Source organism: Streptococcus mitis, from assembly GCF_001579045.1.
Taxonomy (GTDB): Bacteria; Bacillota; Bacilli; order Lactobacillales; family Streptococcaceae; genus Streptococcus; species Streptococcus mitis_D.
Map to the genome: position 1 here is coordinate 93,088 of NZ_KQ970265.1, position 24,426 is coordinate 117,513.

General features: G+C 39.4%; 21 protein-coding genes, 2 pseudogenes and 1 riboswitch. Of the genes and pseudogenes, 5 read left to right on the forward strand and 18 right to left on the reverse strand.

The window, feature by feature from the left end; genetic code table 11:
* Position 1: 1 nt before the first annotated feature.
* Both glpK and SMIDD28_RS09840 read right to left on the reverse strand, forming a co-directional pair.
* Positions 2 to 1,510, reverse strand: coding sequence for a glycerol kinase GlpK (gene glpK, locus SMIDD28_RS09835; RefSeq protein WP_000076788.1), 1,509 nt, complete (start codon positions 1,508 to 1,510; stop codon positions 2 to 4).
* A 159-nt stretch (positions 1,511 to 1,669) separates the two neighbouring features.
* A complete protein-coding gene (locus SMIDD28_RS09840; protein ID WP_061425804.1) occupies positions 1,670 to 3,097 on the reverse strand; it encodes an AcpB/EbpR/MafR family transcriptional regulator in 1,428 nt (475 codons plus the stop codon).
* A gap of 164 nt (positions 3,098 to 3,261) precedes the next feature.
* Here SMIDD28_RS09840 and hslO point away from each other — a divergent pair, with 164 nt between their 5' ends.
* Genes hslO through SMIDD28_RS09855 form a run of 3 tightly spaced genes read left to right on the forward strand, consistent with a single transcriptional unit; the run spans position 3,262 to position 5,654 of the window.
* Positions 3,262 to 4,134 carry an Hsp33 family molecular chaperone HslO gene (gene hslO / locus SMIDD28_RS09845; RefSeq protein WP_061425858.1) on the forward strand — a complete coding sequence of 291 codons (873 nt, stop codon included), beginning with the start codon at positions 3,262 to 3,264 and terminating at the stop codon, positions 4,132 to 4,134.
* Positions 4,121 to 5,101 (forward strand): tRNA dihydrouridine synthase DusB, encoded by a 981-nt coding sequence (gene dusB / locus SMIDD28_RS09850; protein ID WP_000183308.1) that lies wholly within the window; start codon positions 4,121 to 4,123, stop codon positions 5,099 to 5,101. Before hslO ends, dusB begins: the two co-directional genes overlap by 14 nt.
* A 1-nt stretch (position 5,102) precedes the next feature.
* Complete coding sequence (locus SMIDD28_RS09855; protein ID WP_061425805.1) at positions 5,103 to 5,654, forward strand: cysteine hydrolase family protein; 552 nt, start codon at positions 5,103 to 5,105, stop codon at positions 5,652 to 5,654.
* 297 nt (positions 5,655 to 5,951) lie between these two features.
* Here SMIDD28_RS09855 and SMIDD28_RS09860 read toward each other — a convergent pair whose 3' ends face one another.
* From SMIDD28_RS09860 to SMIDD28_RS09885, 6 genes are all read right to left on the reverse strand, one after another.
* Entirely contained in the window at positions 5,952 to 8,219 is a 2,268-nt protein-coding gene (locus SMIDD28_RS09860) for an ABC transporter permease (protein WP_061425806.1), read from the reverse strand.
* Positions 8,216 to 8,893 (reverse strand): ABC transporter ATP-binding protein, encoded by a 678-nt coding sequence (locus tag SMIDD28_RS09865; protein ID WP_033689553.1) that lies wholly within the window; start codon positions 8,891 to 8,893, stop codon positions 8,216 to 8,218. Before SMIDD28_RS09865 ends, SMIDD28_RS09860 begins: the two co-directional genes overlap by 4 nt.
* Before the next feature lie 8 nt (positions 8,894 to 8,901).
* On the reverse strand, positions 8,902 to 9,678 hold the full coding sequence (locus SMIDD28_RS09870; RefSeq protein WP_061425807.1) for an AAA family ATPase: 777 nt from the start codon (positions 9,676 to 9,678) through the stop codon (positions 8,902 to 8,904).
* Entirely contained in the window at positions 9,678 to 10,574 is an 897-nt protein-coding gene (locus SMIDD28_RS09875) for an AvrD family protein (RefSeq protein ID WP_155719333.1), read from the reverse strand. Before SMIDD28_RS09875 ends, SMIDD28_RS09870 begins: the two co-directional genes overlap by 1 nt.
* 380 nt (positions 10,575 to 10,954) lie before the next feature.
* Entirely contained in the window at positions 10,955 to 11,560 is a 606-nt protein-coding gene (locus SMIDD28_RS09880; RefSeq protein WP_033689555.1) for a response regulator transcription factor, read from the reverse strand.
* Positions 11,538 to 13,298, reverse strand: a complete 1,761-nt coding sequence (locus SMIDD28_RS09885; RefSeq protein WP_061425809.1) for a sensor histidine kinase — start codon at positions 13,296 to 13,298, stop codon at positions 11,538 to 11,540. Before SMIDD28_RS09885 ends, SMIDD28_RS09880 begins: the two co-directional genes overlap by 23 nt.
* 129 nt (positions 13,299 to 13,427) lie before the next feature.
* Here SMIDD28_RS09885 and SMIDD28_RS09890 point away from each other — a divergent pair.
* Positions 13,428 to 13,655: pseudogene (locus SMIDD28_RS09890) on the forward strand (tRNA dihydrouridine synthase DusB); the annotation flags it as partial.
* 70 nt (positions 13,656 to 13,725) lie between these two features.
* Here the strand turns inward: SMIDD28_RS09890 and SMIDD28_RS09895 are convergent.
* Positions 13,726 to 14,400 carry a hypothetical protein gene (locus tag SMIDD28_RS09895; RefSeq protein ID WP_061425811.1) on the reverse strand — a complete coding sequence of 225 codons (675 nt, stop codon included), beginning with the start codon at positions 14,398 to 14,400 and terminating at the stop codon, positions 13,726 to 13,728.
* 278 nt (positions 14,401 to 14,678) lie between these two features.
* Between SMIDD28_RS09895 and SMIDD28_RS09900 the strand changes: the two genes are divergently transcribed.
* Complete coding sequence (locus SMIDD28_RS09900; protein ID WP_061425812.1) at positions 14,679 to 14,909, forward strand: hypothetical protein; 231 nt, start codon at positions 14,679 to 14,681, stop codon at positions 14,907 to 14,909.
* A 72-nt stretch (positions 14,910 to 14,981) separates the two neighbouring features.
* On the opposite strand, the gene SMIDD28_RS09905 is transcribed toward SMIDD28_RS09900, so the two are convergent.
* From SMIDD28_RS09905 to SMIDD28_RS09950, 9 genes and pseudogenes are all read right to left on the reverse strand, one after another.
* Entirely contained in the window at positions 14,982 to 15,755 is a 774-nt protein-coding gene (locus tag SMIDD28_RS09905; RefSeq protein WP_061425813.1) for an NUDIX domain-containing protein, read from the reverse strand.
* A 1-nt stretch (position 15,756) separates the two neighbouring features.
* Positions 15,757 to 16,536 carry a nicotinamide riboside transporter PnuC gene (gene pnuC / locus SMIDD28_RS09910; RefSeq protein WP_061425814.1) on the reverse strand — a complete coding sequence of 260 codons (780 nt, stop codon included), beginning with the start codon at positions 16,534 to 16,536 and terminating at the stop codon, positions 15,757 to 15,759.
* A gap of 9 nt (positions 16,537 to 16,545) precedes the next feature.
* Positions 16,546 to 17,604, reverse strand: a complete 1,059-nt coding sequence (locus SMIDD28_RS09915) for an AAA family ATPase (RefSeq protein WP_061425815.1) — start codon at positions 17,602 to 17,604, stop codon at positions 16,546 to 16,548.
* A gap of 147 nt (positions 17,605 to 17,751) precedes the next feature.
* Positions 17,752 to 20,184, reverse strand: a complete 2,433-nt coding sequence (locus SMIDD28_RS09920) for an ATP-dependent Clp protease ATP-binding subunit (RefSeq protein WP_061425816.1) — start codon at positions 20,182 to 20,184, stop codon at positions 17,752 to 17,754.
* A 1-nt stretch (position 20,185) separates the two neighbouring features.
* A complete protein-coding gene (locus SMIDD28_RS09925; protein ID WP_001211277.1) occupies positions 20,186 to 20,644 on the reverse strand; it encodes a CtsR family transcriptional regulator in 459 nt (152 codons plus the stop codon).
* Between the two features lie 788 nt (positions 20,645 to 21,432).
* The gene (locus SMIDD28_RS09935; RefSeq protein ID WP_061425818.1) at positions 21,433 to 22,158 is read right to left on the reverse strand and encodes an ABC transporter ATP-binding protein; all 726 of its coding nucleotides are present in this window, start codon (positions 22,156 to 22,158) and stop codon (positions 21,433 to 21,435) included.
* Positions 22,158 to 23,164, reverse strand: a pseudogene (locus SMIDD28_RS09940) (ABC transporter substrate-binding protein). The gene SMIDD28_RS09935 and the pseudogene SMIDD28_RS09940 overlap by 1 nt, the downstream one beginning before the upstream one ends.
* Positions 23,165 to 23,201: 37 nt before the next feature.
* On the reverse strand, positions 23,202 to 23,960 hold the full coding sequence (locus SMIDD28_RS09945) for an ABC transporter permease (protein WP_196756377.1): 759 nt from the start codon (positions 23,958 to 23,960) through the stop codon (positions 23,202 to 23,204).
* Positions 23,923 to 24,213 carry a thiamine-binding protein gene (locus tag SMIDD28_RS09950; protein WP_004235758.1) on the reverse strand — a complete coding sequence of 97 codons (291 nt, stop codon included), beginning with the start codon at positions 24,211 to 24,213 and terminating at the stop codon, positions 23,923 to 23,925. The genes SMIDD28_RS09945 and SMIDD28_RS09950 overlap by 38 nt, the downstream gene beginning before the upstream one ends.
* Before the next feature lie 68 nt (positions 24,214 to 24,281).
* Positions 24,282 to 24,384, reverse strand: a riboswitch (TPP riboswitch).
* Positions 24,385 to 24,426: the final 42 nt, after the last annotated feature.

Genomic DNA, 24,426 nt, shown 5'->3' on the forward strand with positions numbered 1-24,426 from the left:
ATTAGTCGTCTACTTCCGCAAAGACTTGCGTTGCTTTTACAGCCTTCTTCCAGCCCTTGTAGAGTTGTTCCTTGCGAGATTCGTTCATCGATGGCTCGAAGAGCTCTCCTGTCTCGTTCAAGAGTTTCAACTCATCCAAGTCTTTCCAATAGCCCACTGACAAACCTGCTAAGAAGGCTGCCCCCAGAGCTGTTGTTTCCAAGTTTTTGGCGCGTGCGATATCGATTCCCAAAATGTCAGCTTGGAACTGCATGAGGAAGTTATTCATGGCTGCACCACCATCTACCTTCAAGACTTGGATAGCTGTCTGAGCATCCACTTGCATGGTGTCGATGATGTCACGGACTTGATAAGCGATTGACTGTAAGGTAGCCTTGATAAAGTCTTCTTTGCTTGTTCCACGAGTCAAACCAAAGACAGAACCACGAGCATTTTGGTTCCAGTATGGGGCACCTAGACCTGTAAAGGCTGGCACGACATAAACTTCATCGTTGTTGTGCGAATCACGAGCGTATTTTTCAGACTCTGGTGAATTTTCAACCATGCGAAGTCCGTCACGAAGCCATTGAATGGCACTTCCTGCGATGAAGATAGAACCTTCTAAGGCATAATAAACCTTGCCGTTGATTCCGTAACCAATGGTTGTCAAGAGGTTGTTCTCAGACAACTGCATTTCTTCACCAGTATTCATGATGATGAAAGATCCTGTTCCATAAGTATTCTTGACCATACCTGGTTCAAAGGCCAACTGTCCAAAGAGGGCCGCTTGTTGGTCCCCAGCCATACCTGAGATTGGCACTTGTCCACCGTAGAAATGGAATGGAGCTGTCTTACCATAGATTTCAGAGTTAGAACGAACTTCTGGCAGCATAGCCTTAGGAATGTTGAGAATTTCCAAAATCTCATCATCCCATTTGAGTTCTTTAATGTTATAAAGCATGGTACGAGCTGCGTTTGAGTAGTCAGTCACGTGAGCCGCACCGTCAGTCAATTTCCAAACCAACCAAGTATCAATGGTACCAAAGAGCAATTCTCCTTTTTCTGCTCGCTCTTGAGCGCCTTCTACATGGTCCAAAATCCAACGAACCTTGGTAGCTGAGAAGTAAGCATCGATGATCAAACCAGTCTTTTCATGGAATTTTTCCACATAACCTTGGCTTTTTAGTTGTTCAGCCAGAGGTGCTGTCTGGCGTGACTGCCAAACGATAGCATTGTAGATAGGAAGTCCTGTTTTCTTATCCCAGACAACAGTTGTTTCACGCTGGTTGGTAATCCCGATTGCTTCGATTTGATTTGGCTTGACACCACTTTCGATGAAAGCTCCAGCAATAACTGACTGGACGGAGTTCCAAATTTCATTGGCATTGTGCTCAACCCAACCTGCCTGAGGGAAAATCTGGGTAAACTCTTTTTGACTCGAGCTGACCTTTTCTCCTTTTTTGTTAAAAATAATGGCACGAGAGCTTGTAGTCCCCTGGTCAATGGCCATGATGTATTTTTCTTGTGACATGTGCTGTCCTCCTGATAAAGATCTTGAGGTTGTTTCCTCTTTACACTTACTAGTATACAAAATAAAGCGCTTTCTTGTTCATCAACTTTTTTTAATTTTTTAAAAAATGTGAGGAGATTGTGTGAATTTCACAAAAAAGGCCTGGAACCACCAAGCCTTTTAACTAAATAATAACTGGCGAATCGCTACCAAATCTTCCAAATCCAAGTCGTTTTTTAAATAATAAACTGGGGTCTGTTCCTTCTTATGAATCGGGTTATTAGTAACCAGCAAATCATAATGTCGAGTTCGGTCATAGGCTTCAATGGTAATAAAACGATTGTATTCCAAATACCGTTTCAAAATGGCTGCCATCCTTGAAAAAACAAGAAAACCAGATGTCAAATCCAGACCAATCCGCATATGCTGACCGCCATTTTCAGCCATATATTCGATTAACTGGAGCCATTCCCAGAGAATTTTCTTATCCAAATCCGTCCCCTGCTGAAAGGCAGGTAGAGCATGAAAAATCTCCTCTGCCGTTCCCCTAAAATCATGTTCCATCAACAAATAAGGATGACGATTCTCTAACTGATACTTGTAGCGATCCTGTAAAATATAGCCCTTATAGAGATAGGCTTGAGCACAAAGCTGACTAAGTTCATAGGTGACATGGTCCTCTGTATAGTCCCCCAATAGTTCCTCCTTCTTCATTTCTTGAATCAACTGCGTCAGCAAATCTGCCAACTGCCCTCCAAATCCAAGAATATACTCCATAGTATGAAGAGGAAGAATACGATGAGATAGGAGGAAGGAGAAGAAAATCATCATCTCGCCATCCTCAGTTCCGAGAGGGATGTGTTGCCCAGCGAAAAAGGACGGAGCCTTTCTCAGCAAACGAAGGTAGAAAATATTGTCAAAATACCCTCGCATTTTTTCTTCTATGACTTGAAACTGACAGGCATTAACCCGAAGACGTTGTTGACTGATGTGAGCCCAGAGAATCAAATCTAATTTCTGCCCCGAAGACAAACTTGCACCGCAGATTTCTTCTAGTGTAGCAATTTCCTGTTTTCTCTCTGATTTCTGCATGTGACCTTCCCATTCCTGACTAGACCAGACCTTGCGAAAAAGACAGAAATAGAAATAGCGAATCTGATGCTCTGGACCTCGCCACCGTCCATTTTGGATAGATAAATCAAATTCTGACAAAATCTGATTTAAACCAGCCAAGTGGCGGCCAAGCGTAGCCTCGCTAATCATCAATTCTTGAGCCAACTGATGGGCTAAAAACTGTTGGTGGTAAAGAAGATAGACCAAAATCTGGTATTTAACAGCATTCTCCAAAAACAAGCTCCGAATATCTCTCCCCTTGGTAGCTGCACCGATTGACAGGCGCAGATTTTCATCTTCTAAGTGAATAGTCAGCTCTAAGCCACTATCCAAAGCCTTTTCATTAAGCAGGGTGACATATTTGGTTAGAGTTGCTTTTGAAAATCCTGTTTCCTCCATTACAGCCTTGACGGTCGTCTGAGACTCTTGTAATAAAAAGGAAAGGATTGAAAATTGGCCAGATTCAGCCTTTTCCATCAAGTCTCCTAAATACATTTGTTACCCCTTTCATTTTCTACCTTAAGCATAGCATAAATCTTACAAATGCTGAAATAATCTGTTTCTCTTTTTATTTTCCTGCTAATTTCCTAGTCCATTATCCTGAAAATCAGCAAACACACGGCTCCCCCTTTGGGCATTTTTATGCTAAAATAGTAGCTATGGATAAAATTATTAAAACAATATCAGAAAGCGGAGCCTTTCGTGCTTTTGTCCTTGACAGCACAGAAACCGTCCGCACTGCTCAAGAAAAACATCAAACCCAAGCCAGCTCAACTGTAGCACTTGGTCGAACTCTTATCGCCAGCCAGATTCTCGCAGCCAATGAAAAAGGAAATACTAAACTAACAGTGAAGGTACTGGGATCTAGCTCTCTAGGTGCTATCATCACCGTCGCTGATACCAAGGGGAACGTCAAAGGATACGTTCAAAATCCTGGTGTTGACATCAAAAAGACTGCAACTGGTGAAGTTCTAGTCGGACCTTTTGTTGGAAATGGTCAATTTCTCGTTATTACAGACTACGGCACTGGAAATCCTTACAACTCTATGACTCCCCTCATTTCTGGGGAAATCGGTGAAGACCTTGCCTTTTACCTGACTGAAAGCCAACAAACGCCTTCAGCAGTCGGCCTCAATGTCCTTTTGGACGAGGAAGACAAGGTCAAGGTTGCAGGTGGTTTCCTAGTCCAAGTCTTACCAGGAGCCAAGGAAGAAGAGATTGCTCGCTTTGAAAAACGCATCCAAGAAATGCCAGCTATCTCAACCCTTCTGGAAAGCGACGACCATATCGAAGCCCTCCTAAAGGCTATCTACGGTGACGAGGCCTACAAGCGTCTTTCTGAAGAAAAAATCCGTTTCCAATGTGACTGTAGCCATGAACGCTTTATGAACGCTCTTGCCAGCCTTCCAAGCTCAGACTTACAAGAAATGAAAGAGGAAGACCACGGGGCAGAAATCACTTGTCAATTCTGCCAAACGACTTACAACTTTGATGAAAACGACCTGGAGGAACTCATTCGTGACAAATCTTAATACACCTTTTATGATTGGCAATGTTGAGATTCCCAATCGTACCGTTTTAGCGCCTATGGCTGGCGTGACTAACTCAGCCTTTCGTACTATTGCAAAAGAGCTCGGAGCTGGACTCGTTGTCATGGAAATGGTCTCTGACAAGGGAATCCAATACAACAACGAAAAAACCCTGCACATGCTTCATATCGATGAAGGCGAAAACCCTGTTTCTATCCAACTTTTTGGCAGCGATGAAGACAGCCTAGCACGCGCAGCAGAATTTATCCAAGAAAACACTAAAACCGATATCGTAGATATCAACATGGGTTGCCCAGTTAATAAAATCGTGAAGAACGAAGCTGGCGCTATGTGGCTCAAGGATCCTGACAAGATCTACTCTATCATCAACAAGGTCCAGTCTGTCCTTGATATTCCACTTACTGTCAAGATGCGTACCGGCTGGGCTGACCCATCTCTAGCAGTAGAAAATGCCCTCGCTGCTGAAGCTGCAGGTGTTTCTGCCCTCGCTATGCACGGCCGTACCCGTGAGCAAATGTATACAGGTCACGCAGACCTTGAGACCCTGCACAAGGTTGCCCAAGCTCTGACCAAGATTCCCTTCATCGCAAATGGTGACATCCGTACAGTTCAAGAAGCCAAGCAACGCATAGAAGAAGTTGGTGCTGACGCAGTCATGATTGGCCGCGCTGCCATGGGAAATCCTTACCTCTTCAACCAAATCAACCATTACTTTGAAACAGGAGAAATCCTACCTGATTTGACCTTTGAAGACAAGATGAAAATCGCCTACGAACACTTGAAACGATTGATTAACCTCAAAGGAGAAAACGTAGCAGTTCGTGAATTCCGTGGACTCGCTCCTCACTACCTCCGTGGAACATCTGGCGCTGCCAAACTCCGTGGAGCTATTTCACAAGCTAGCACCCTAGCAGAGATTGAAGCACTCTTGCAGTTGGATAAGGCTTAAAATGGTTCATACTGCTCTACTGATTATCGATATGCAAAAAGCATTTGATAGACCTATTTGGGGAGAACGAAACAACCCTCAAGCTGAACATCAAGCACTGAGAGTACTGGAATACTTTCGTAAACACGGTCTTCCAGTCTTACACATTCAACATATTTCTGACAATCCCCAATCACAATTTCATAACAAACAAAATCAGGTGTTTAAAAGTGGATTTGAGCCAGTCACCTCAGAACCTGTCTTTCAAAAAACGGTTAATAGCGCCTTTATTGGGACAAATCTTGAAACATATTTACGAAAAAATCAGATTGGTCATTTAGTCATTGTTGGTTTGACCCTGCCTCATTGTGTATCTACTACGACACGAATGGCAGCAAATCTTGGTTTTGAAGTCACTTTACTAGCAGATGCTACTGCCAGTTTTACCCTATCTAACAAAAACGGTCAAACCATCTCTCCTGAGACTATCCATGAGATTAATCTCCTTTCTCTACAAGATGAGTTTGCTCAAATTCTTACTACAGAAGAATTTTTAACCCAAGTACAAGTATAAAATAATCCGTCAACTCTTATTTGAGCTGACGGATTTTGAATGCAGTAATGCAGTGAACCGAAACACAAATAGGTAAATTTGGAGCTTATACTCTTCGAAAATCTCTTCAAACCACGTCAGCGTCGCCTTACCGTATATAGGTCACTGACTTCGTCAGTTCTATCTACAACCTCAAAGCAATGCTTTGAGCAGCCCACGGCTAGCTTCCTAGTTTGCTCTTTGATTTTCATTGAGTATTAGAACCGATGATTAACAATTATTTATAAATGTCTATAGATTCAGTCAGAACTAACTCTACTAGTCTACCCCCTTTAGAGCACTAATCATGTCAATCTTTCTCATACGAAGACTAATAAAATAAGCAGTCCCTAAAGATGTAAACCAAACCAATAACGTAGCAAAAGCAAGAACATACATACTGACATAAGCGGTATACTCAATTCGAATCGTCGAAAATGTTGCTACATATTCCTTCAAAAACCATATGCCTAAAGGAATTCCTACTAGCCACCCAATAAAGGTAGTTAGTATAGCCTCAAAAAGAGTTAGCTTCTGTAGATATTGATTAGAAAATCCTAATACTTGCAATGTAGCATAGTCTCTCATTCTCTCTACAAAGTTTAAAGAACCCAGATTATAGAGAACAATAATAACAAGTAATAAGGCAAAGCCAATAATCATTAGAAATACACTCATCAAACTAGATACAAAATCATAGGCATTTTTTTCTTGGCTCCCTTTTTCAATGACAGATAGAACACCTTTGTCTTGCTTAATAGTATCTTCGTCCACCTCCGGCCCAACTAATAAAGTATGTGGAGTAAAATCTCCCCCTGCTTTTGCAAAGACTCTAGCATGAAGATAAGCCCCTTGATTGGTTTCACTTGTGACAATCCCTTTTACTTCAAACTTGTAAGTATGACCATCTTGATAGGGAGTCACATTTAAAAAATCTCCGACTTTAATACCTGCTAAACGGGCAAATGATCTAGTTACATACAAACCATCATCTTTCAAAGAATCAGCACTCTCTGTTTTTGCTTGGATCATATCTCCATCATCAAATATAATCAATAAATGATTGTAGCCATCATCTGGATTAAAATGTGCTTGTGAAATTTGTACACCTTGCCCACCATATCTGGACTTAGAAGTGGTATAATCCGCTACGGTCAGTCGTTTTGAATAAGAAAAATCTTCATTGTATGCCTTATCAACAAGATGATTCATAGATACAGGCATACCAATTCCAGCAATCAGTAACATCATACTTCCTGCAACTCCCACGATTCCCATCAAAACTCGAATACGATTAAACGAGGCATCCCGAATTGCCCATCTTGAAGGATAAGAAATTCGTTGCCAGATAGAGGAAAATCTTTCCACAAAGACAGATTTAGTAAGTTTTTCTTTACCTCTTAAAAATATTGCTGGTAAGCCTCTAGCTGACTCTCTAGAAGCTAAATAGGCAGCTAAAACACAAATAATAATGACTACAATACCAACGACTATTGATGAATATGAATAAGAGATTTGCCAATTTGGAAGTGTAAACATTGACTTTTGAGTTTCTAGTACAAACCATGACATCAATGGAGAAATAGCAAAGCCTGCGAAACTTCCTAATAAACTTACTACTAAGCCAAATAAAATATAATGTAAACTGATGGCTTGATTTGAAAAGCCTAAAGCCTTTAATACAGCAATCTCTTTTGTTTGGCCATCAATCAAACGCTGAATAGTTGTAAACATAGCCAAAATAGCTAACAGAATAAAGATAAAAGAAAATAAGTAAGATAAGTTTCTAATTTGCCCCACTCGATCAGTAGCTTCTGATATTTCAGTTAAACTTTTTTGATCTTGATAAGAAACTAAATCGCTCCCTAAAATAGACTCTAAATCTCCTCGCAAATCTACCTTAGAACCATAAATTTCTAAGGCATTATCTGACGATAAACCCAGAATTCCTTTTGCAATTTCATTATCGGCAATATAACCGTAGGCATCATTGTCAGGATTTGGAGCGATATATTCCATGCTACCTGTAAAATAAATCTTATCTGTCGCCTGAACAAATCCTACAATTTCTAAATCTATCTGTTTCCCCCTTGATGAAATAGAAATTGAATCTCCAATCTGTAAATGATTCTTCTTCGCATAATTCCCATCAATCCAAATCGAATCTTGTTTTCCCTCAGAAAAAGGACTTCCTTCTGTTACTGTAACCAGTTGATTATCTGTAATCGTTTCAAGATTGATTCGTCCGTCAGTCTTGTCTAAACGAACAATATTAGCAAAGCCTTTCTTTTTACTGACAACTTTTTCAACAGAAGATAAGAGTTCAACCTGCTTAATTTTTGATTCATCAATTTGTCTCGCTTGAACCCAAACAACAGGAAGTTCAGATTGTTTCAAATAACTCTCTAGACTCTTTTCAAGTCCATGCCAAGCTCCTTGTAGCCCTACAAAGATTAATACACTTAATAGAGACATCAGAAAAACAGAGAAAAATTGTTGCCAATTTTGCCGAAGATCTCTTAATAATTTTATATGAAGATACCTCATCCCAGCACCTCTTCATTATTCTCTATTTTTTCAATACTTCCATCTTTCAAATATATAACTCGATCTGCAAATTTAGCAAACTCTCTATTATGTGTAACCATTACAACTGCAGCATTCCCATTTCTAGAAACTTCCTTCAATAAAGTTAAAATACTATCACCTGTCTTTGAATCTAACGCTCCTGTAGGTTCATCACACAATAATAGACTAGGCTCTTTAGCCAATGCCCGTGCAATTGATACACGTTGCATTTCACCTCCAGAAAGTTGATTAGGAAAATTATTTTTTCTATGAAGTAAACCAACTTGATCTAAATACATATCAATTTCTTTATTGTTTTTCACTAAATTGGCTGCAATACCTATATTCTCCTTGGCCGTTAAACTTGGAACTAAGTTATAAAATTGAAAAACAAAACCAATCTTATCTTTTCGATAAGCAGATAATTCCTTATCCGTAAACTTTGTTACTAGTTCCTCATCAAATATAAAGGTTCCTGATGTCGCACGATCCATCCCACCAAGTAAATTTAGTAACGTACTTTTCCCTGAACCTGATGGACCTAAAATAACTGTAAATTTCCCTTTCTCAATGGAAAAACTAACTTGATCTAAAGCACGAACTTCTTGCTCCCCCACCTTATAAATCTTACTAACATTTTGAAACTGAATCATACATACTCCTAATATCTTGTCATAAATTTTATTTTTTCCTTTAATGTAGGCTCTTCATACTGCTCTATGATACGTTTAGATACTGCTTCCCTGTTTTCTCGTATAACCTTTTCAGCTAAGGAAATAGCCTCATCTACTGGAACAACTATTGGCAACTCATAATGTTGAATGATCTGATTTAACCGTTCTTTCTGACTACCTTTGACACAATAAGGTGTCAGACCCAAATTCCTATAAGCTTCATATAATTCCTCATCTGATAAATTTCGATACTCTTCAGATACTGGTCTATGCCCATCTGGATCCATTTCAAACTCTACTGGTAGATGGACAACATCTGTATACCACAATTTCGCATGATTCTTAGAGACAACTCCATAAGCAGTCAAATATTTTTTGAAAAATGTTCGACCAGGAAGACCTAAAATAGATTTCATCAATCGATGAATGAATGCTGATCCTGGGTTAATTCCTACCCTCATTCGAACAGTCCCGTAAATCCATTCATTCAATACTGACCCATCTGATAGAAAACTTCCATGTTCCTTGTATAAAATTCCTTCTGTACGAATTCTCTCTTCAAAACGCTTTAACCCCAGTGCCATTAACTCAGTTGATGACATATCCTGAAATCTTCTTCCAGGATATAAATCTGTCAAAATTTCCCTCGCAGATAAAGCGTCGATTAAGGGAAGTCCCGTTGCAATCGAAAGAGCTGTAGCAGTTGTTGTCTTACCTGTAGAATAAGTGCCTGATATGACTAACCTTAATTCTCTATTTCCCATCACTGTCCCCCTCCATCAGGTAATTTTTGAGCTATTTTACTTTTAAAGACTACCTTATGATCTACATCATACCCAGACATTTCGTAGACTTTCCAATGCTCTTCTCTAATTTTTAATAATCTATTTTTTGAAACACTACCACTAAGCTCTACTACTCCGTTCAAAATTGGTGAATTCAAGTCTGCACTCACTTGCTTCATCCACATGGTATTGCTCTCTTCTCGAGATATCTCTTCTATATGGTAGGCTAACATCTCTGCCATTTGAGAAAAAATAATCAGAAGTTCTAACAAACTATAATACTTCTTTTCTAGACTACCTACACCACTATATTCAATATCTTTGATCAGTACTTGCTCTGCCTTACAAGATATACTATTATCTGAAAACTCAACATCGTATATATCATGTTGTCTATCTCTCAAATGAGTTGATAAAAAATCTCTACCTTGTTCTCCTATAGTAACTACATTTTCCTTATATTCTAATAATTGATAGCCTAAACAAACTTTCATATCCATTACCAAGCAATCAAATTCAATTACTTGGTTCGTCATTTTGAAATTTTGTAATTCTAATTTTAAATTTACCAATTCTTCTATAGCTTTTATCCCTGACTTTATCTCAAAATGGCTTAACCTATACTGATTTAAGCTCACTCCCATTCTTTTCAGTATTTCACTTCCAAATAAATGAGCTAATACTATTCCATTTAATGTACTCAGGTGCTGCTGTATCATTTCAGATTGTTTACTAGACCATAAACCTTCCTGATGAAGAGACCCAACCCCTTCTAAAATATTTTTCAACTTAACTTCATAAGTCGTTCTCTTATGTCCTCTACCAAAATAGCGATTTTTATTGTCTCCAAGTAAATAATCTACTGTTATACTCAATGAAAATCAAAGAGCAAACTAGGAAACTAGCCGCAGGCTGTACTTGAGTACGGCAAGGCGACGTTGACGTGGTTTGAAGAGATTTTCGAAGAGTATTAACATCATAAGTCGTTCTCTTATGTCCTCTACCAAAATAGCGATTTTTATTGTCTCCAAGTAAATAATCTACTGTTATACTCAATGAAAATCAAAGAGCAAACTAGGAAACTAGCCGCAGGCTGTACTTGAGTACGGCAAGGCGACGTTGACGTGGTTTGAAGAGATTTTTGAAGAGTGTTAGCATATCCTTCTCCAATCTTTTAAACTGATTCTATCTTAAACAAAAAAAGACAAGAAAGAATCCGTAATTTACGAAAACCTTCTTGCCTTTTTAGGATAAATTATAAAGATACTAGATTTAATCGAATAGCCTCACGTACAGCTCCAACTCTACTCGTCACTCCCAACTTTGAACAAATATTTGAAACATGGGTATCTACTGTTCTCCTGCTGACAAATAAACTATTTGCTATCTTTTCATTAGAATATTCTTTTACAATAAGTTCCAATACACTTAACTCCGTATCTGTCAATAGATTATTTTCTTGCTTTTCTAACAAACCATCTGGGATAACATGATTGCCCTTATAAACAGCATAAATTGCACTTTTAACATCCAAATAAGAACTTTCTTTGGGTAAAAAAGCTTGAATCCCAAAGTCCATCGCTCTCTTATGTAACAAAGTATCATAAAATCCTGATAAAAGAACTATCTTGGGAACTGTATTCAGAAATCTATTTATTTGACTAATAACATCAAATGCCGTTACTCCTTTCAGCATAAAATCCATAACTAGCACATCTACCTTTTCATGCTTGAGACAAAGAAGTAAATCTGCTACTTCTGTATAGGAACCAACAATTTTAAAATCATCTTCCTTTAAAAAATAGTTCTCCAATCCTTGTAATACTAAACTGTGATCATCAATCAAAACCAAACGAATCATTTTTCTTCCCTTCTATAGGTATTCGTATCTTCACACTTGTAGGTTCTATATTTATCTGAACAGTTCCCCCCAATAAATGAACCTTCTCTACAATTCTATTTAAACCAAAATGATGTTCATTAGACTGATGGTTTTCCTTAAAAATACCATCATCTATAACTTCAATTGATAAAATCTTTTCTTTTGTAGATAAATCTACAGTAATTTCTCTAGCATTCCCATGAAGAATACTATTATTTACTAGTTCTTTAACTGTCCTTAATACAAACGTGCCCACTTTATCATTAACTTTTTCTTCATCTATTGAAAAAGTTGTCATAATCGAAACAGTTTCCATCTTCATGAATTGGTTTAATATGCTAGTAATAGATTCTTTCAGCCCTAATTCATGCACCATTAAAGGATAGATATTGGAACATAAATCTCTTAATTCAAAGACAATATCATCCAACATCTCTAATAAAGCTCCCCTATTAATTTGTTCACTAATTTCTAACTGCTTTTTATAATAAATAACCTTCTGAATTGTAGTATCATGTATAAACGTTGCAATTTCTTCCCTCTCCAATTCACTAGCTACAAAAGTATGAAAACTACTAAAGATTCCCTCCATTTTATGGCTAATCAACATCATTTTCCTTATTTCAGGTAACAAAGCTAGCGAAAAGAGAAAAGTGTAAAGAACGAAAAAAATTGGAGAAAATTCTCTTAATAACAGACTAAAAAGAATAATTATACTAGTGAAAAAAACGGCAAATATCAAGTTATATATGAATGGATTCCACTTCCAAGCAACATATATCAGTCGCTCTAGTATCAAGTTATTTACAATAGAGAACAAAATAAGCAACAATAAAGGAATACTATAAATAAACGAAACTTCCTTACCAATCGGAAAAATATATCCAAAAAATAAAGGAAATAAAGCCAGAACTGCTAAAAATAAGGTATGAATTGGCAACATTTCTCTTATCTGAGAGTAATTTATAAGCATCTTTAACAGTAGGATAACTAAAAAGAAAAATACTAAATAAAATACCCCCCTAGAAAAAAAGATGGTCAAAAAATCAATGGGCTGTATAAGATTATAAACAAACAAAAGTTGAGTGATGAGTGAATAGCCCAGTATAATACGAGAAAAGTTAGAAATTGTTGAACCTTTTATCTTTAAGACTAACACTCTAATGAAGATATCCATGAATAATGGAAATAAAGTCAAGTATGAAATTAATAGACTACGACCAAATACATCTCCTATACTTGATGGAATAATCGATAATAACATCAGACTAGTATAAATAATAAAATAAAAATATCGTTTCCCAGTTTTTCCTCTACTTCTGCCTTTTATGTATAAGCAAAATAACAGTAGAATCAGAAAAGCAATGATTGATAAAACAAGAAAGATAATTTGGCTTGTTCTTTCAGATTCTACTATTAAAATCTTTGAGATTCCTTGATTTAACACTGTCACAGAATGAAGAGGCTCAACAATTAAAAATCGAGATAACAAGAAATCACTATCTGGACTCTGACCGTCTATTTGTATAATTGATGACCCTATTATCTCTTGATGATTCGCAAAGCTTCCCAGATCATGGACTTGTCTAACTATCCACTCATTATCATGTTTATCTACGGTGATTCCACTGTACGTTCGGTTAAATATTGAAAACGAAAAATAAAAAAAGAAAATAAATAACAAAACAAAAGAAAATCGAAACATTTTTGACTTCATTATTTGTAACAATCCATATTTCACTTGATATTGATGTTTATTCTACCATTTTTTCATTCAATAAGATAGGTTTTATAGTTAAATTCATTCTTTTTTCTTTCGAGATATAACTAATACAATCTTCTGCCAGGAGAAATCCTACCTGATTTGACCTTTGAGGACTAGATGAAAATCGCCTACGAACACTTGAAACGCTTGATTAACCTCAAAGAGGAAAACGTCGCAGTTCGTGAATTCCGTGGCCTCGCTCCTCACTACCTCCGTGGAACATCTGGCGCTGCCAAACTCCGTGGAGCTATTTCACAAGCTAGCACCCTAGCAGAGATTGAAGCCCTCTTGCAATTGGAGAAAGCTTAATAGACAAAAACCCGTAACTATCTTAAAGGTTACGGGTTTTTGATTGTAAAAATTCAAATACTGAGAGCTATTATTGATTCAAAGCAACACTAGAAACCTTACCATCCGCTCCTGTTGTAATTTGGATGACTTTTCCTCCACCAATTTTGGCATTATACTTACCATCGTCAAGAGTATAAGAATAGCCTTTGATAGAGTAATTTTCTTTCTTTCCATCAGCAGATTCTACTGTAAATTGACCACCTGATGAAACTGTAATGGTTTCGCCATTAGCTCCCTTCCAGTTACCCGCTGCAGCTGAGAAATCTCCGTCTACCATGGTTAAAACACCCTTGTAGCGTTTATTTTGCTCTGCTTGCTTATCTTGAAGTTTGCGGTCAGTTGTAGAATCATAGCTTGATTGGTTAGACTGGGCTTGAGAAGCCTGTTGAGTTGACGGAGCCTGAGCAGGAGTTTGTTGACTAGCTGCCTGTTGATTAGACACTTCTTGACCTTGTCTTTGCTCAGGTGTCGCACTTGCTGAAGACTGATCAGTAGACGCCTTGGCCTTTTCAGATGAAGCTGAACTTGAGGACTTCTGAGTCTTGCTTTCTTTGCTAGCAGAAGCTGCTGAGCTTGATGATTGGCTTGTCTTAGCAGAACTACTTGCTTGAATTGTTTCCTTTTTATTTCCACAAGCTCCTAATAGCAAGGTAGAAGCCAATACAGTTGCTGCCATCAATTTGATATAGGTTTTCTTTTTCATTTTTCTACTCCTTTGTAATGTTTTAGAAATATAATGAAATCTTTTTGTAATATAATTGTAACATTGAGATTTAGATATGTCAACAATTTATCTAAACTATTTTAAAAATCTCACATAATTTAGATACATTTACTCCTCCTACTCTTCTATTCGTAATAAAACAGAAAAACAGGAGATTTTCCTATTAAAAATTTGAATTTGTTTTTGTGTAATCGCTTGCAATTTTAAGTACAAAGGAATATAATAACAGTGAAATAGAATATAGGAGGTGCACTCTTATGCTAAATAAGTATTATAAGTATCTTCCTTGGTTGATTTTAGATGCTTTCGCTTCTTACGGGGCAGCTACTCATTACGCTCAAACAACATTTGATTTTTTCTTCTTAACTATCGTTTTTATGATTGTCTACGTGGCTTTATTGTATTTACACGAAACCTATTTAAAATATAAATACAAAGATTTATTCATTCACATCATGAGCAACTCTAAGAAAGATATCCATCCCTAAAAACATTCGCAACAGCAAAGCCATCTCATGATGGTACATAAAGAGGTCGGGAAATTTTCCCGACCTCGCTTTTTATTTCAATCGATAGGTTTTTCTTGGTTTCTTTTTAGGCACTCGTTTGAGTCCAACTTCTTCTACATATTCTCCATATTTTACAAGAAAGTTATTGCTGACGATTGGACGACCGGGGTTGATAAGATTGACCAGTTCAGTTCCTTCGTAGACAGTGAACTCCTCCTCCAGCAGATAAAGGAAGGTCGGATTCCAGTCGAGACGACCTTTGATCCGTTTGATAGACTCTTGGATAATGGCATAATGGTCAAAAGCGAAGGCTTGCTCCTCCAACTCCACTCCCTCTAGGTAGCATTTGCCTGTCTGAAAATCGACATCTACGAAAACAACATCCTTGGCATCGTCTCCTGCTTGAACAAGTTCTAATGCACGACTAGGCAAATAAACCAAGTGGGCAATGGTCACTGTCCAGCCCCGTGGGTCACGGCCTGGGGTCGATACGGTCATCAATTGCTCGATTTTTTCCAAAGGAAGATCGAGATTGACTTCTTCTCTTACCTCACGCTGACAAGCATGCGCAGCATCTTCGCCCTTGTCCATAAATCCTCCAACTAAGGCCAAACAGTTTTGATAAGGGTGAGCCTTGCGGCGAATTAATAAGAGCTTGATCTTTCCTTCGACAAAGCAGTAGGCTACCATATCCACCGTCACACTTGGTTTTTCGTATTGAGGAAGTTCCTGCTTGTAGTACCAATCCAAAAACTCCTCCTGACTTGCATGAATTTCAAAATATTCTCTCTCTGTCATCCCTGCTGGAATCATCGTGTCCGCCATTTTATGCCTCCTTACGAACTGCCTTGGTCCATTGGTACCAACCTACTAGACTATTGAGTGTGTAAACCCAGTACATCCCTTGGATATGGATATTTTCACCCCACCAGAGGTAGATACTAAAAAGATTGGTTGCAATCCAGAAAATCCATTGCTCACGGTAGAGACGTGTCATCAAGAGTTGACCTACACCATTGGTCGCATCGGTAACACTATCGCGGAAGGGGCGAGCACTATGGATACTTTGGTAAGCTAAGCCCATACCAATCCAAATGATAGCAGTCAAGGCTAAGTACTTGAGCCAGTCAAGCACAGATAATTTCTTGGCTTCAAAGTGAGATTCTTCTGCTTTTCCTTGGTCATTGATACGGTTGGACAGCCAAGCATAGAGACCAATCGGCTGCATGACAAAGAAGTAAACGGTCGTCAAAACTTCGCCATAAAAAGTCGCATTCATGGCCAAAATCAAATAGATAGCAGAGTTAATAGCTCCAAAGAGATAATTGCTTGCACGCCCTTCTGCTACCAAGATAACACAGACAATCCCAGTCCAAGATGCAAACAAGCTCATCCAGTCATGACTTTCTGTATTTTGCGTGAATTCCAAGATCAAGGGAACACTTGACAGGACGATGAGATACAACCACTGGAAGAGGCTACGGCCGACAAATAGATCTTTCCAGAGCAAGTGCATGATTCCTACAAAACCGATCTTACGAGCTTCCGCATGGACGTTTTTAAAGTTTTCGATAAATTGTGTGATTTTTTCAGTTAGTTTTTTCATATTTTTCTCCTAATCTGCTTGGTAAATGGCATCAATAGCCACTTTTGCTGCTTCATAATTTCCTAGATAATCCTCAGCTAGATAAACTAGTGGAATGTTTGCTAAGTAGCGCTCCCTCATCTGATCCAAATGCTGGGAAAAACTATGACGAATATGGTCTTCTGCCATGGTCATATCTCTAAAACCGTCATTGACATAGGAGCCGACAGGTTGCACAAAGAGAATCAAGTCCCATTTTTCCTTAGCCAAGATCGAGGCAAAGAGATTGTCAAAGGTTTCTCCTGATAAGTCCCCTTGGTCCTCAGTCTCCATGTAATAATCATAGTAGCCCTTGGTTACTAAGGAGTTGGTGTCTGCTATCACCAGTCCCCTATTAGCATTGCTATCGATTAACTTAGAGGTCTGGTCATACTGCCCCAACAGGAGATAATAGTAATCCTTTGGAGTCAATTCATCGTCGCGGACATTGTTTTTGATCTGGTACTCACGTGCGTATTCCAGACTGACGGGTGCATCGTAATACCTTGCCAAATCCTTGGCTAGAGTGGTCTTCCCATTGCTAGCACTTCCCATAATCAACACTTTCTTTGTAAACTGACGTCGGAAGGGTTGAGCAATATATTTCCAATATTTGCTTGGATTTTCTCGAATCATAGTCGCTGAAATACCAAACTTTCTTTCTTGCAAGACAGTCTCAAAGCCACGATTTGATAATTCTTGCTGGTAGTCTGCTTCTCCCACAAAGAAGATTAGTTCTTGCTGGGTTTCATCATAGGAAATCTCCGCTAACATTTGGTCCAACCACTCCTGCCAGCCCATAGGGTAACGGGGAAGATTGGTCTCATCTAACTTGCAAACGGAGGTCAACTCGTCATCACGAAAGGCCTCTCGGATATAGCGGAATCTTTTTTGAAGCGTTAAGCCTACCTGCTCCCCTCGGTCTCCCTCATAGCCTGAAACGACAACCCAGACCTGGTCACACTGCCGCTTCGCTCGCTGGATCAGATCGATATGACCTTGATGAAGCGGAGCAAAGGTTCCAAATACCACTGCTGTTTTCTTTTTCATAAACGCATTGCCTTTTTATAGTTTTTGATATTTTTGTTATACATGTTTTTATTGTAAACTATATTTTTGTTTTGTCAATAGTTTTTTATTGTTTTTTATAAAAAAGTAGCAAAAAAGAGAATCAAGATTGCTCCTGATTCTCCATTTTTATGCAATATCAAATTTTAACTGGCCTGCTTTAACACCAATCTTAAGTGTGCTGCCTGCCACCAAATCTCCCTTAAGAAGAAGTTCTGCCAACTTGTCTTCCACTTCTGTTTGTAGGGTTCTGCGAAGTGGACGAGCTCCCATCTCTGGGTCATATCCTTGATTTGCTAACAATTTCAGAGCTGAAGCTTGTAATTTCAAGTCAATGCCTTTTTCAGCCAAACTTGCCACTAAAGGTTTGACCATAATCTTCACCACTTCCTGCATATGGTCACTAGACAGGCTATGGAAGACCAACTTTTCATCAATACGGTTAATAAACTCAGGTCTATAAGCTTTTTTCAGCTCTTCAAACATGCGTTTTTCCATATTTTCCTGATCAAAACGAATGTCCTTTGCCCCAAAACCAACTGTCTTGTCATCACGAAGGGCTGTCGCACCAAGATTTGACGTCATGATGATAATGGTATTTGAAAAGTCAACCTTGCGGCCCTTGCTATCGGTCAAGACACCGTCATCCAATACCTGCAAGAGAACATTAAAGATGTCTGGGTGAGCCTTCTCTACTTCGTCAAAGAGGAGAACGGAATAGGGTTTGTTGCGAACCTTCTCGGTCAACTCCCCACCTTCTTCATAACCCACATAGCCTGGAGGAGCTCCATTGAGACGGCTAGCTGCAAATTTCTCCATATACTCACTCATATCAAAGCGGATAAGGGCTGATTCGTCGTCAAAAAGAACTTCTGCCAGAGCCTTGGCCAATTCAGTCTTCCCAACACCTGTCGGTCCTAGGAACATAAAGGAACCAATCGGACGCTTGTGACTGCGAATCCCTGACTGGTTGCGGCGAATCGCACGGCTAATACTTGAAACAGCTTGATCTTGACCGATGACACGTTTGTGCAGTTCAGCTTCCAAGTTTAAGTATTTCTTGGCATCAGTCTGAGTCAGTTTTTGAACGGGGATACCTGACAAGCGACTCAAGGTGGTCAAAATATCAGACTCTGTCACCAAGTCTTTATAGACAGGTACTTCCTCTTCTTTTGCGATTAGCTGGGCTGCCTGTTTCCACTTGCCATCCATCAAGGCCTTGTCAGCTGGACTCAAACCTGAATCGTCTGCTTTTACATGCTTTGCCTTATTTTGCACTGTTGCTGCTGCCTCATCCAAGAGATCGATAGCAGAGTCTGGCAAATGGCGACTAGTCAAGTAACGATGGGCCATCTTAACGGCTGTTTCAACCGCTTCATCTGTGATTTGCACACGGTGATGTTTCTCATAAGTCGCCTTCAAGCCTTGCAAAATGGTCATGCTGTCTGCTACACTTGGCTCTTCAATCGTCACTTTGGCGAAACGACGAGAAAGAGCTGCGTCTTTTTCAATGTGTTTTTGGTATTCTTCCTGAGTTGTAGCACCAACCGTTCTCAAAGTTCCACGCGCCAAGGCTGGTTTCAAGATATTGGCCGCATCCAGAGTTGAGTCAATCCCACTACCAGAACCCATGATAGTGTGGAGTTCGTCGATAAAGAGGATGACTTGACCATCTTCTTCAATATCCTTGATGATATTGTTCATGCGCTCTTCAAAGTCACCACGGAAACGTGTCCCTGCAACGACATTCATCAAATCAAGCTCTAACACGCGCATCTTAGCCATTTCCGCAGGCACATCACCGCTAGCAATACGCTGAGCGAGCCCAAGCGCCAAGGCTGTTTTCCCGACACCAGCATCCCCAACCAAGACAGGGTTGTTCTTAGTCTTCCGACTCAAGATTTGAATCATACGCGAGATTTCCTTGTCCCGACCGATGACTGGTTCTAACTTGCCAAAACGCGCTTGCTCTGTCAAATCATGCGTATAGTCCTCGAGACCACCACTCGGAGTCTGCGGCATGCCCATCATATTGGCCATGGAATTTTGCTTGTCAGCTACTGTACGATGGCGTTGGCGTAAAGCCTTGAGATCTTCACGAGTCCAGCCTGCACGCTCTTCTAGATTTCGACGAAGAGCAGCAATCTTGACCTGATCTTTCTTGTCTTCATAAGAAAAACCAGCCCTCTCCAAGATACGAGTCGCCAAGGCATTGCCATCATGCAAAATCGCATAGAGGACATGCTCTGTCCCCAGCACCTTAGCATGAACCACTGACGCCACATATTCCGCTTCATCAAAAAGGACCTGCAAACGATGAGAAAACGGCAATTCCATAAAGGTTTCATCCTGGCTATAGTCCGTTTCAGTCAGTTCCAAAGCGACCTCTTCTAAACGGTCCATTTCATATGGATAATCATTTAAAGTTGCCCCTGCCACACTATAACTGTGATTGGACATGGCAATCAACAAGTGCCAAGACTCTAGATAAGCAGCTCCAAAATGGCCAGCAACCATGTAGGCACTTTCGATACATTCATTCAATGCTTTTGAATAGTTCATCTTACTTCCCTTTTCTATCTACCTCTTGTATGACCTGTCGTAGCATATTAGCTCGAAGGACTGGAGCTTCTTCTCCTAGAACGCGATCCAAAGCTACTGATACTAGCAAATTCATCTCCTGCTTGGTCATCAATTCCTGCTCAACCAAAAGCTGCAGAATATCTTCATAAATTTCTTGACTGACCCGCTCACCAATCGAATAAAGCAGCTCTCGGAGCATTTCATGATGACTAGAAAACTCAATCCGTCCTATACGAATGTAGCCTCCGCCACCACGCTTACTTTCAACCAAGTAGCCTCTACTTTCCGTAAAGCGTGTCTTGATCACGTAGTTAATCTGACTAGGAACAACCTGAAAAGTATCTGCCAACTGACTCCGTTGCAACTCCACAATTCCAGATTGATCTAAAATCGCCTTGATGTAGGCCTCAATATGATCCGATGTATTTTTAAATCTCATTACAAACCCACCTCTCTCTTTAAACCTTGACTATCTTTGACTATACTATCATTTAACACTCTATAAGTCAAATTTTTAAGGCTTAACCATTGGAAATACTGACTTTTTTAAAAAATACTTTGGCATTAATTCGCCTTAGTTTTTCTTGAAAATTCCACAAAAAAACTCAAAAGTTAGATACTATAATCCGACTTTTGAGTTGTAGCTTATTACGGTCTATTTTTAATTTCGTATAGAAACGCTAACACTAGGACCACTATACCCAGAACGGCAATCATTCCAAATCCCAGAATAGCTAGTGAAATCGAAGAACTTACATAAAGTACAAACAAAGCAGTTAGGAGACCAATTATTAAAACTGCTTTTACAATGCCTTTTATATATATTAAATTCATATATCACCTCTAAAAAAATAATAGAAGTCATTTTCTAAAATAGTAACATCTCTTAAAGCAATTGATTAAAAATATTTTTAGTTTTTAAGTTCATTAATTTACTTTTTTCTGGTTTTGTTTTTGTCGCTACTCTATTTTCTATAGGCACTGTGCTATTAATTTTTTGTGAGATATTATTATTTTTATTACTAATCTAATTTTTGATGATATATTGCTTTTAAATATGATTTATAGTTTTTTGAATAGAATTATTGATTCTTAATTATTACGTTTAACAGAGTTGTTAAGATTATAGATAGTATAACTTCTCTTTTCATTATAAATGAATTATTTTCAAAATGCAAATACGATATCTGATTTTTTATCCTTCATTTACTCTCCCTATTTCTCTACTTATTCTAAGCCTAATTCCGCTAAAATTTGACGTTTGTAGGCAATCTTTTGGACTTCCTTGTCCTCATCTTCAGACCAATCTAGTTTAATTTCTGAAACAATCTGGCCAGGGCGATTGTTCAAGATATAGATGCGGTCGCTGAGATTCAGCGCCTCCTCGATACTATGTGTGATGATCAGGGTCGTTAGTTGCAACTGCTTATGAATCTCAAGGTACCAGGCGTGGAGTTCCATCTTGGTCATCTCATCTAAGGCGCTAAAGGCCTCATCCAAGAGAAAGAGCTTGTGCCCGAAAAGGTAGGTCCGAAGCAAGGCCACACGCTGACGCATCCCACCACTCAACTCATGAGGATACTTATCCCGCACGGCCGTCAACTGGAAGGTAGCAAGTATTTCATCTGCGCGAGCAATGGCTTCTGCCTTATCCACCTTTTGAATCAAAAGAGGCAGTATGATATTGCCAAGCACCGTCTTATGCTCCAAGAGCAGATCCTTTTGTAGCATATAACTCACGCGCCCCTTGGGATTTTCCTCACCGTCCAGAACGATTCGCCCTGACTGGACTTCTAAAATCCCAGCGATTAGGTTAAAGAGAGTGGTCTTTCCAACACCGCTTGGGCCTAGGATAGAAACCACTTCACCTGAAGTCACCTGCAGGTTGATGTCCTCTAAAATCCCTTCCTGACCATAGGCATAGCTGACCTGTTCTAATCTAATTTCTGTCATTATTTCACAAATTCATTAGTGAAGCCTTTGTCTGTCAAGTCTTCTTTAAGGATACCATTTTCTTTATCCCATTTGTAGAAGGCGTTCCAGCGAGCTGCATCAAATTGACCCCATTTTTCCTTGTCGCTTGCGTATTCTTTTGACAAGTATTTTTGAGATTCGATGACAAAGTCACGTTTTTCCTTGAGTTCAGGTGCATTCTTGATGAGGATATCGGCTGCTTCCTCTGGATGCTCCATGGCATATTGGTAGCCTTTTTTAATGGCTTGGATGACTTTGCGAGCTTCTTCTTTGTTACCTTTCAAATAGTCGTTGTTTGCAATGATAACTGGTGAGTAGTAGTCAAACTCCTTAACGTAGTCTTTCAAGTACATGAAGTTAGCGTCTAGGCCTTGAGATTTGGCAAGGATACCATCCCAACCATAGTAGATCCAGGCAGTGTCAAAGACGCCATTGGCAATCGGTGTGATAGAGTTTGAATCGTTATTTGGTACCTTTTCGACCTTCTCAAAGTCTCCACCTTGTGATTCTACCAAGGTTTTCAACATAGCAAGTCCGTTGGGTCATTCCAAGTTCCGTATTTCTTACCAACCAAGTCCTTTGGACTGCTTACATTGTCAGATTTACGAGAGATGATTCCTGATGTATTGTGCTCTACGATAGCTGCAACAGCAGTAATTCCTGCACCTTTTTCTAACTTCTTAGCCATGTAATCTTGGAAATACACTGCAAATGGTGCCTTGCCATTGATAACCAAGTCAGAAGAACTTTCTTCTGGTGGCAATTTCAAGTCAACATCCACTCCAGCTTCTTTGAAATAACCTTTTTCCTTGGCAACATAAAGCCCTGTGTGGTTGGTATTTGGTGTCCAGTCTAGGATAAAGTCAATTTTCTTGACTTCTGCTTCTTTGTTGTCCTTAGAAGCAGTTCCTTGACCACAGGCCACAAGCACAACAGCTACAAGAGCTGTTAAAACAGTTAAAAACACTTTCCATGTTTTCTTCATTTCAATTTCCTCTTTTCTTTTTTGAAACATTCTTATCTCACGAACGTTTCCATTTAATAACATATTTTTCACTAATATCGACCAACTTCATACCAAGAAGACTGATAACCGATACCAGAATAATAATCGCGAACATGGTATCATACTGAAACAGTTTCTTGGACTGAATCATGTAGACACCTAGTCCTTCAAAGCCTCCCAACCACTCAGATACCACTGTTGTGATAAAGGCGTAGGAGACACTGACCCTCAGACCTGCATAAAAGTAAGGCAGGCTGACTGGAATTTTAAAATGCCACAGGATTTGCCAAGGCTTGGCCCGCATCAGACTAAACAAGGTCAGCATATCCTTGTCACAATGCCTAAAACCGTCCAAAATGCTGACGATGATGGGGAAGGTTGTCGTCAAGATAATCAAGACAATCTTGGGCAAAATCCCATAACCGAGCCACAATACCAGGATAGGAGCTATGGCAATGGTCGGGATAGTCTGAACGACCACCATCATAGGGTAAATCAGGTCATTGAGCCAAGTCAAACTATCCATGAGCACAGCCATGAGACAGGCAATCAAGACTCCCAAAATCAGTCCCAATAAAGCCACTCTCAAGGTCGCCCAGCTATGGTGCCAGAGAAATTCTCTATCACGCACAAAGGACTGGAGAATTTCAAAAGGTGTCGGCAGGATAAACTTGGGGAGAAGTTTAAGAAAACCTGCTAACTGCCAGATTGACAAGACCCCTAGAAAACCCAATAGACTAATGTGTCGTCTCAGTATACTTTTCAAGTTTCTCATCAATACTTAAAATCTCTCCTACATTTATTTTGACATTGGCAAAGACATTATCTGCCTCCTGCCCTGCCACTTCCAGCGCTTCTTTGAGAATGCGCATGAGCTCATCAAACTCCCCTTCCAAGACCGTTTCAAATGGTGTCACCACCATGGTCACTTCTTGAGCTTGCAGATAAGCAATGACCTGATCGATAACAGCTATCCGATCAATCCCCTGCGATAGGGGTAAAACTTGCAAGGCAATGCTTGCTTTCATAAAAACCTCCTCTTCTCATTTTCCTTTGACAAAAAGAAAAACCTTTACCATATATGGAAAAGGTGCAGAATAGACTAAGTATCGTTCCCTACGCTGGCATTACCCAGATCAGGTGCGGTCGAAGTTTAACACTTCCTCTCAGACTGTACACAGACTCCCATATATTACATAGATATATGATAGCGCAAAATAAGAAAAATGTCAAGGAAACTG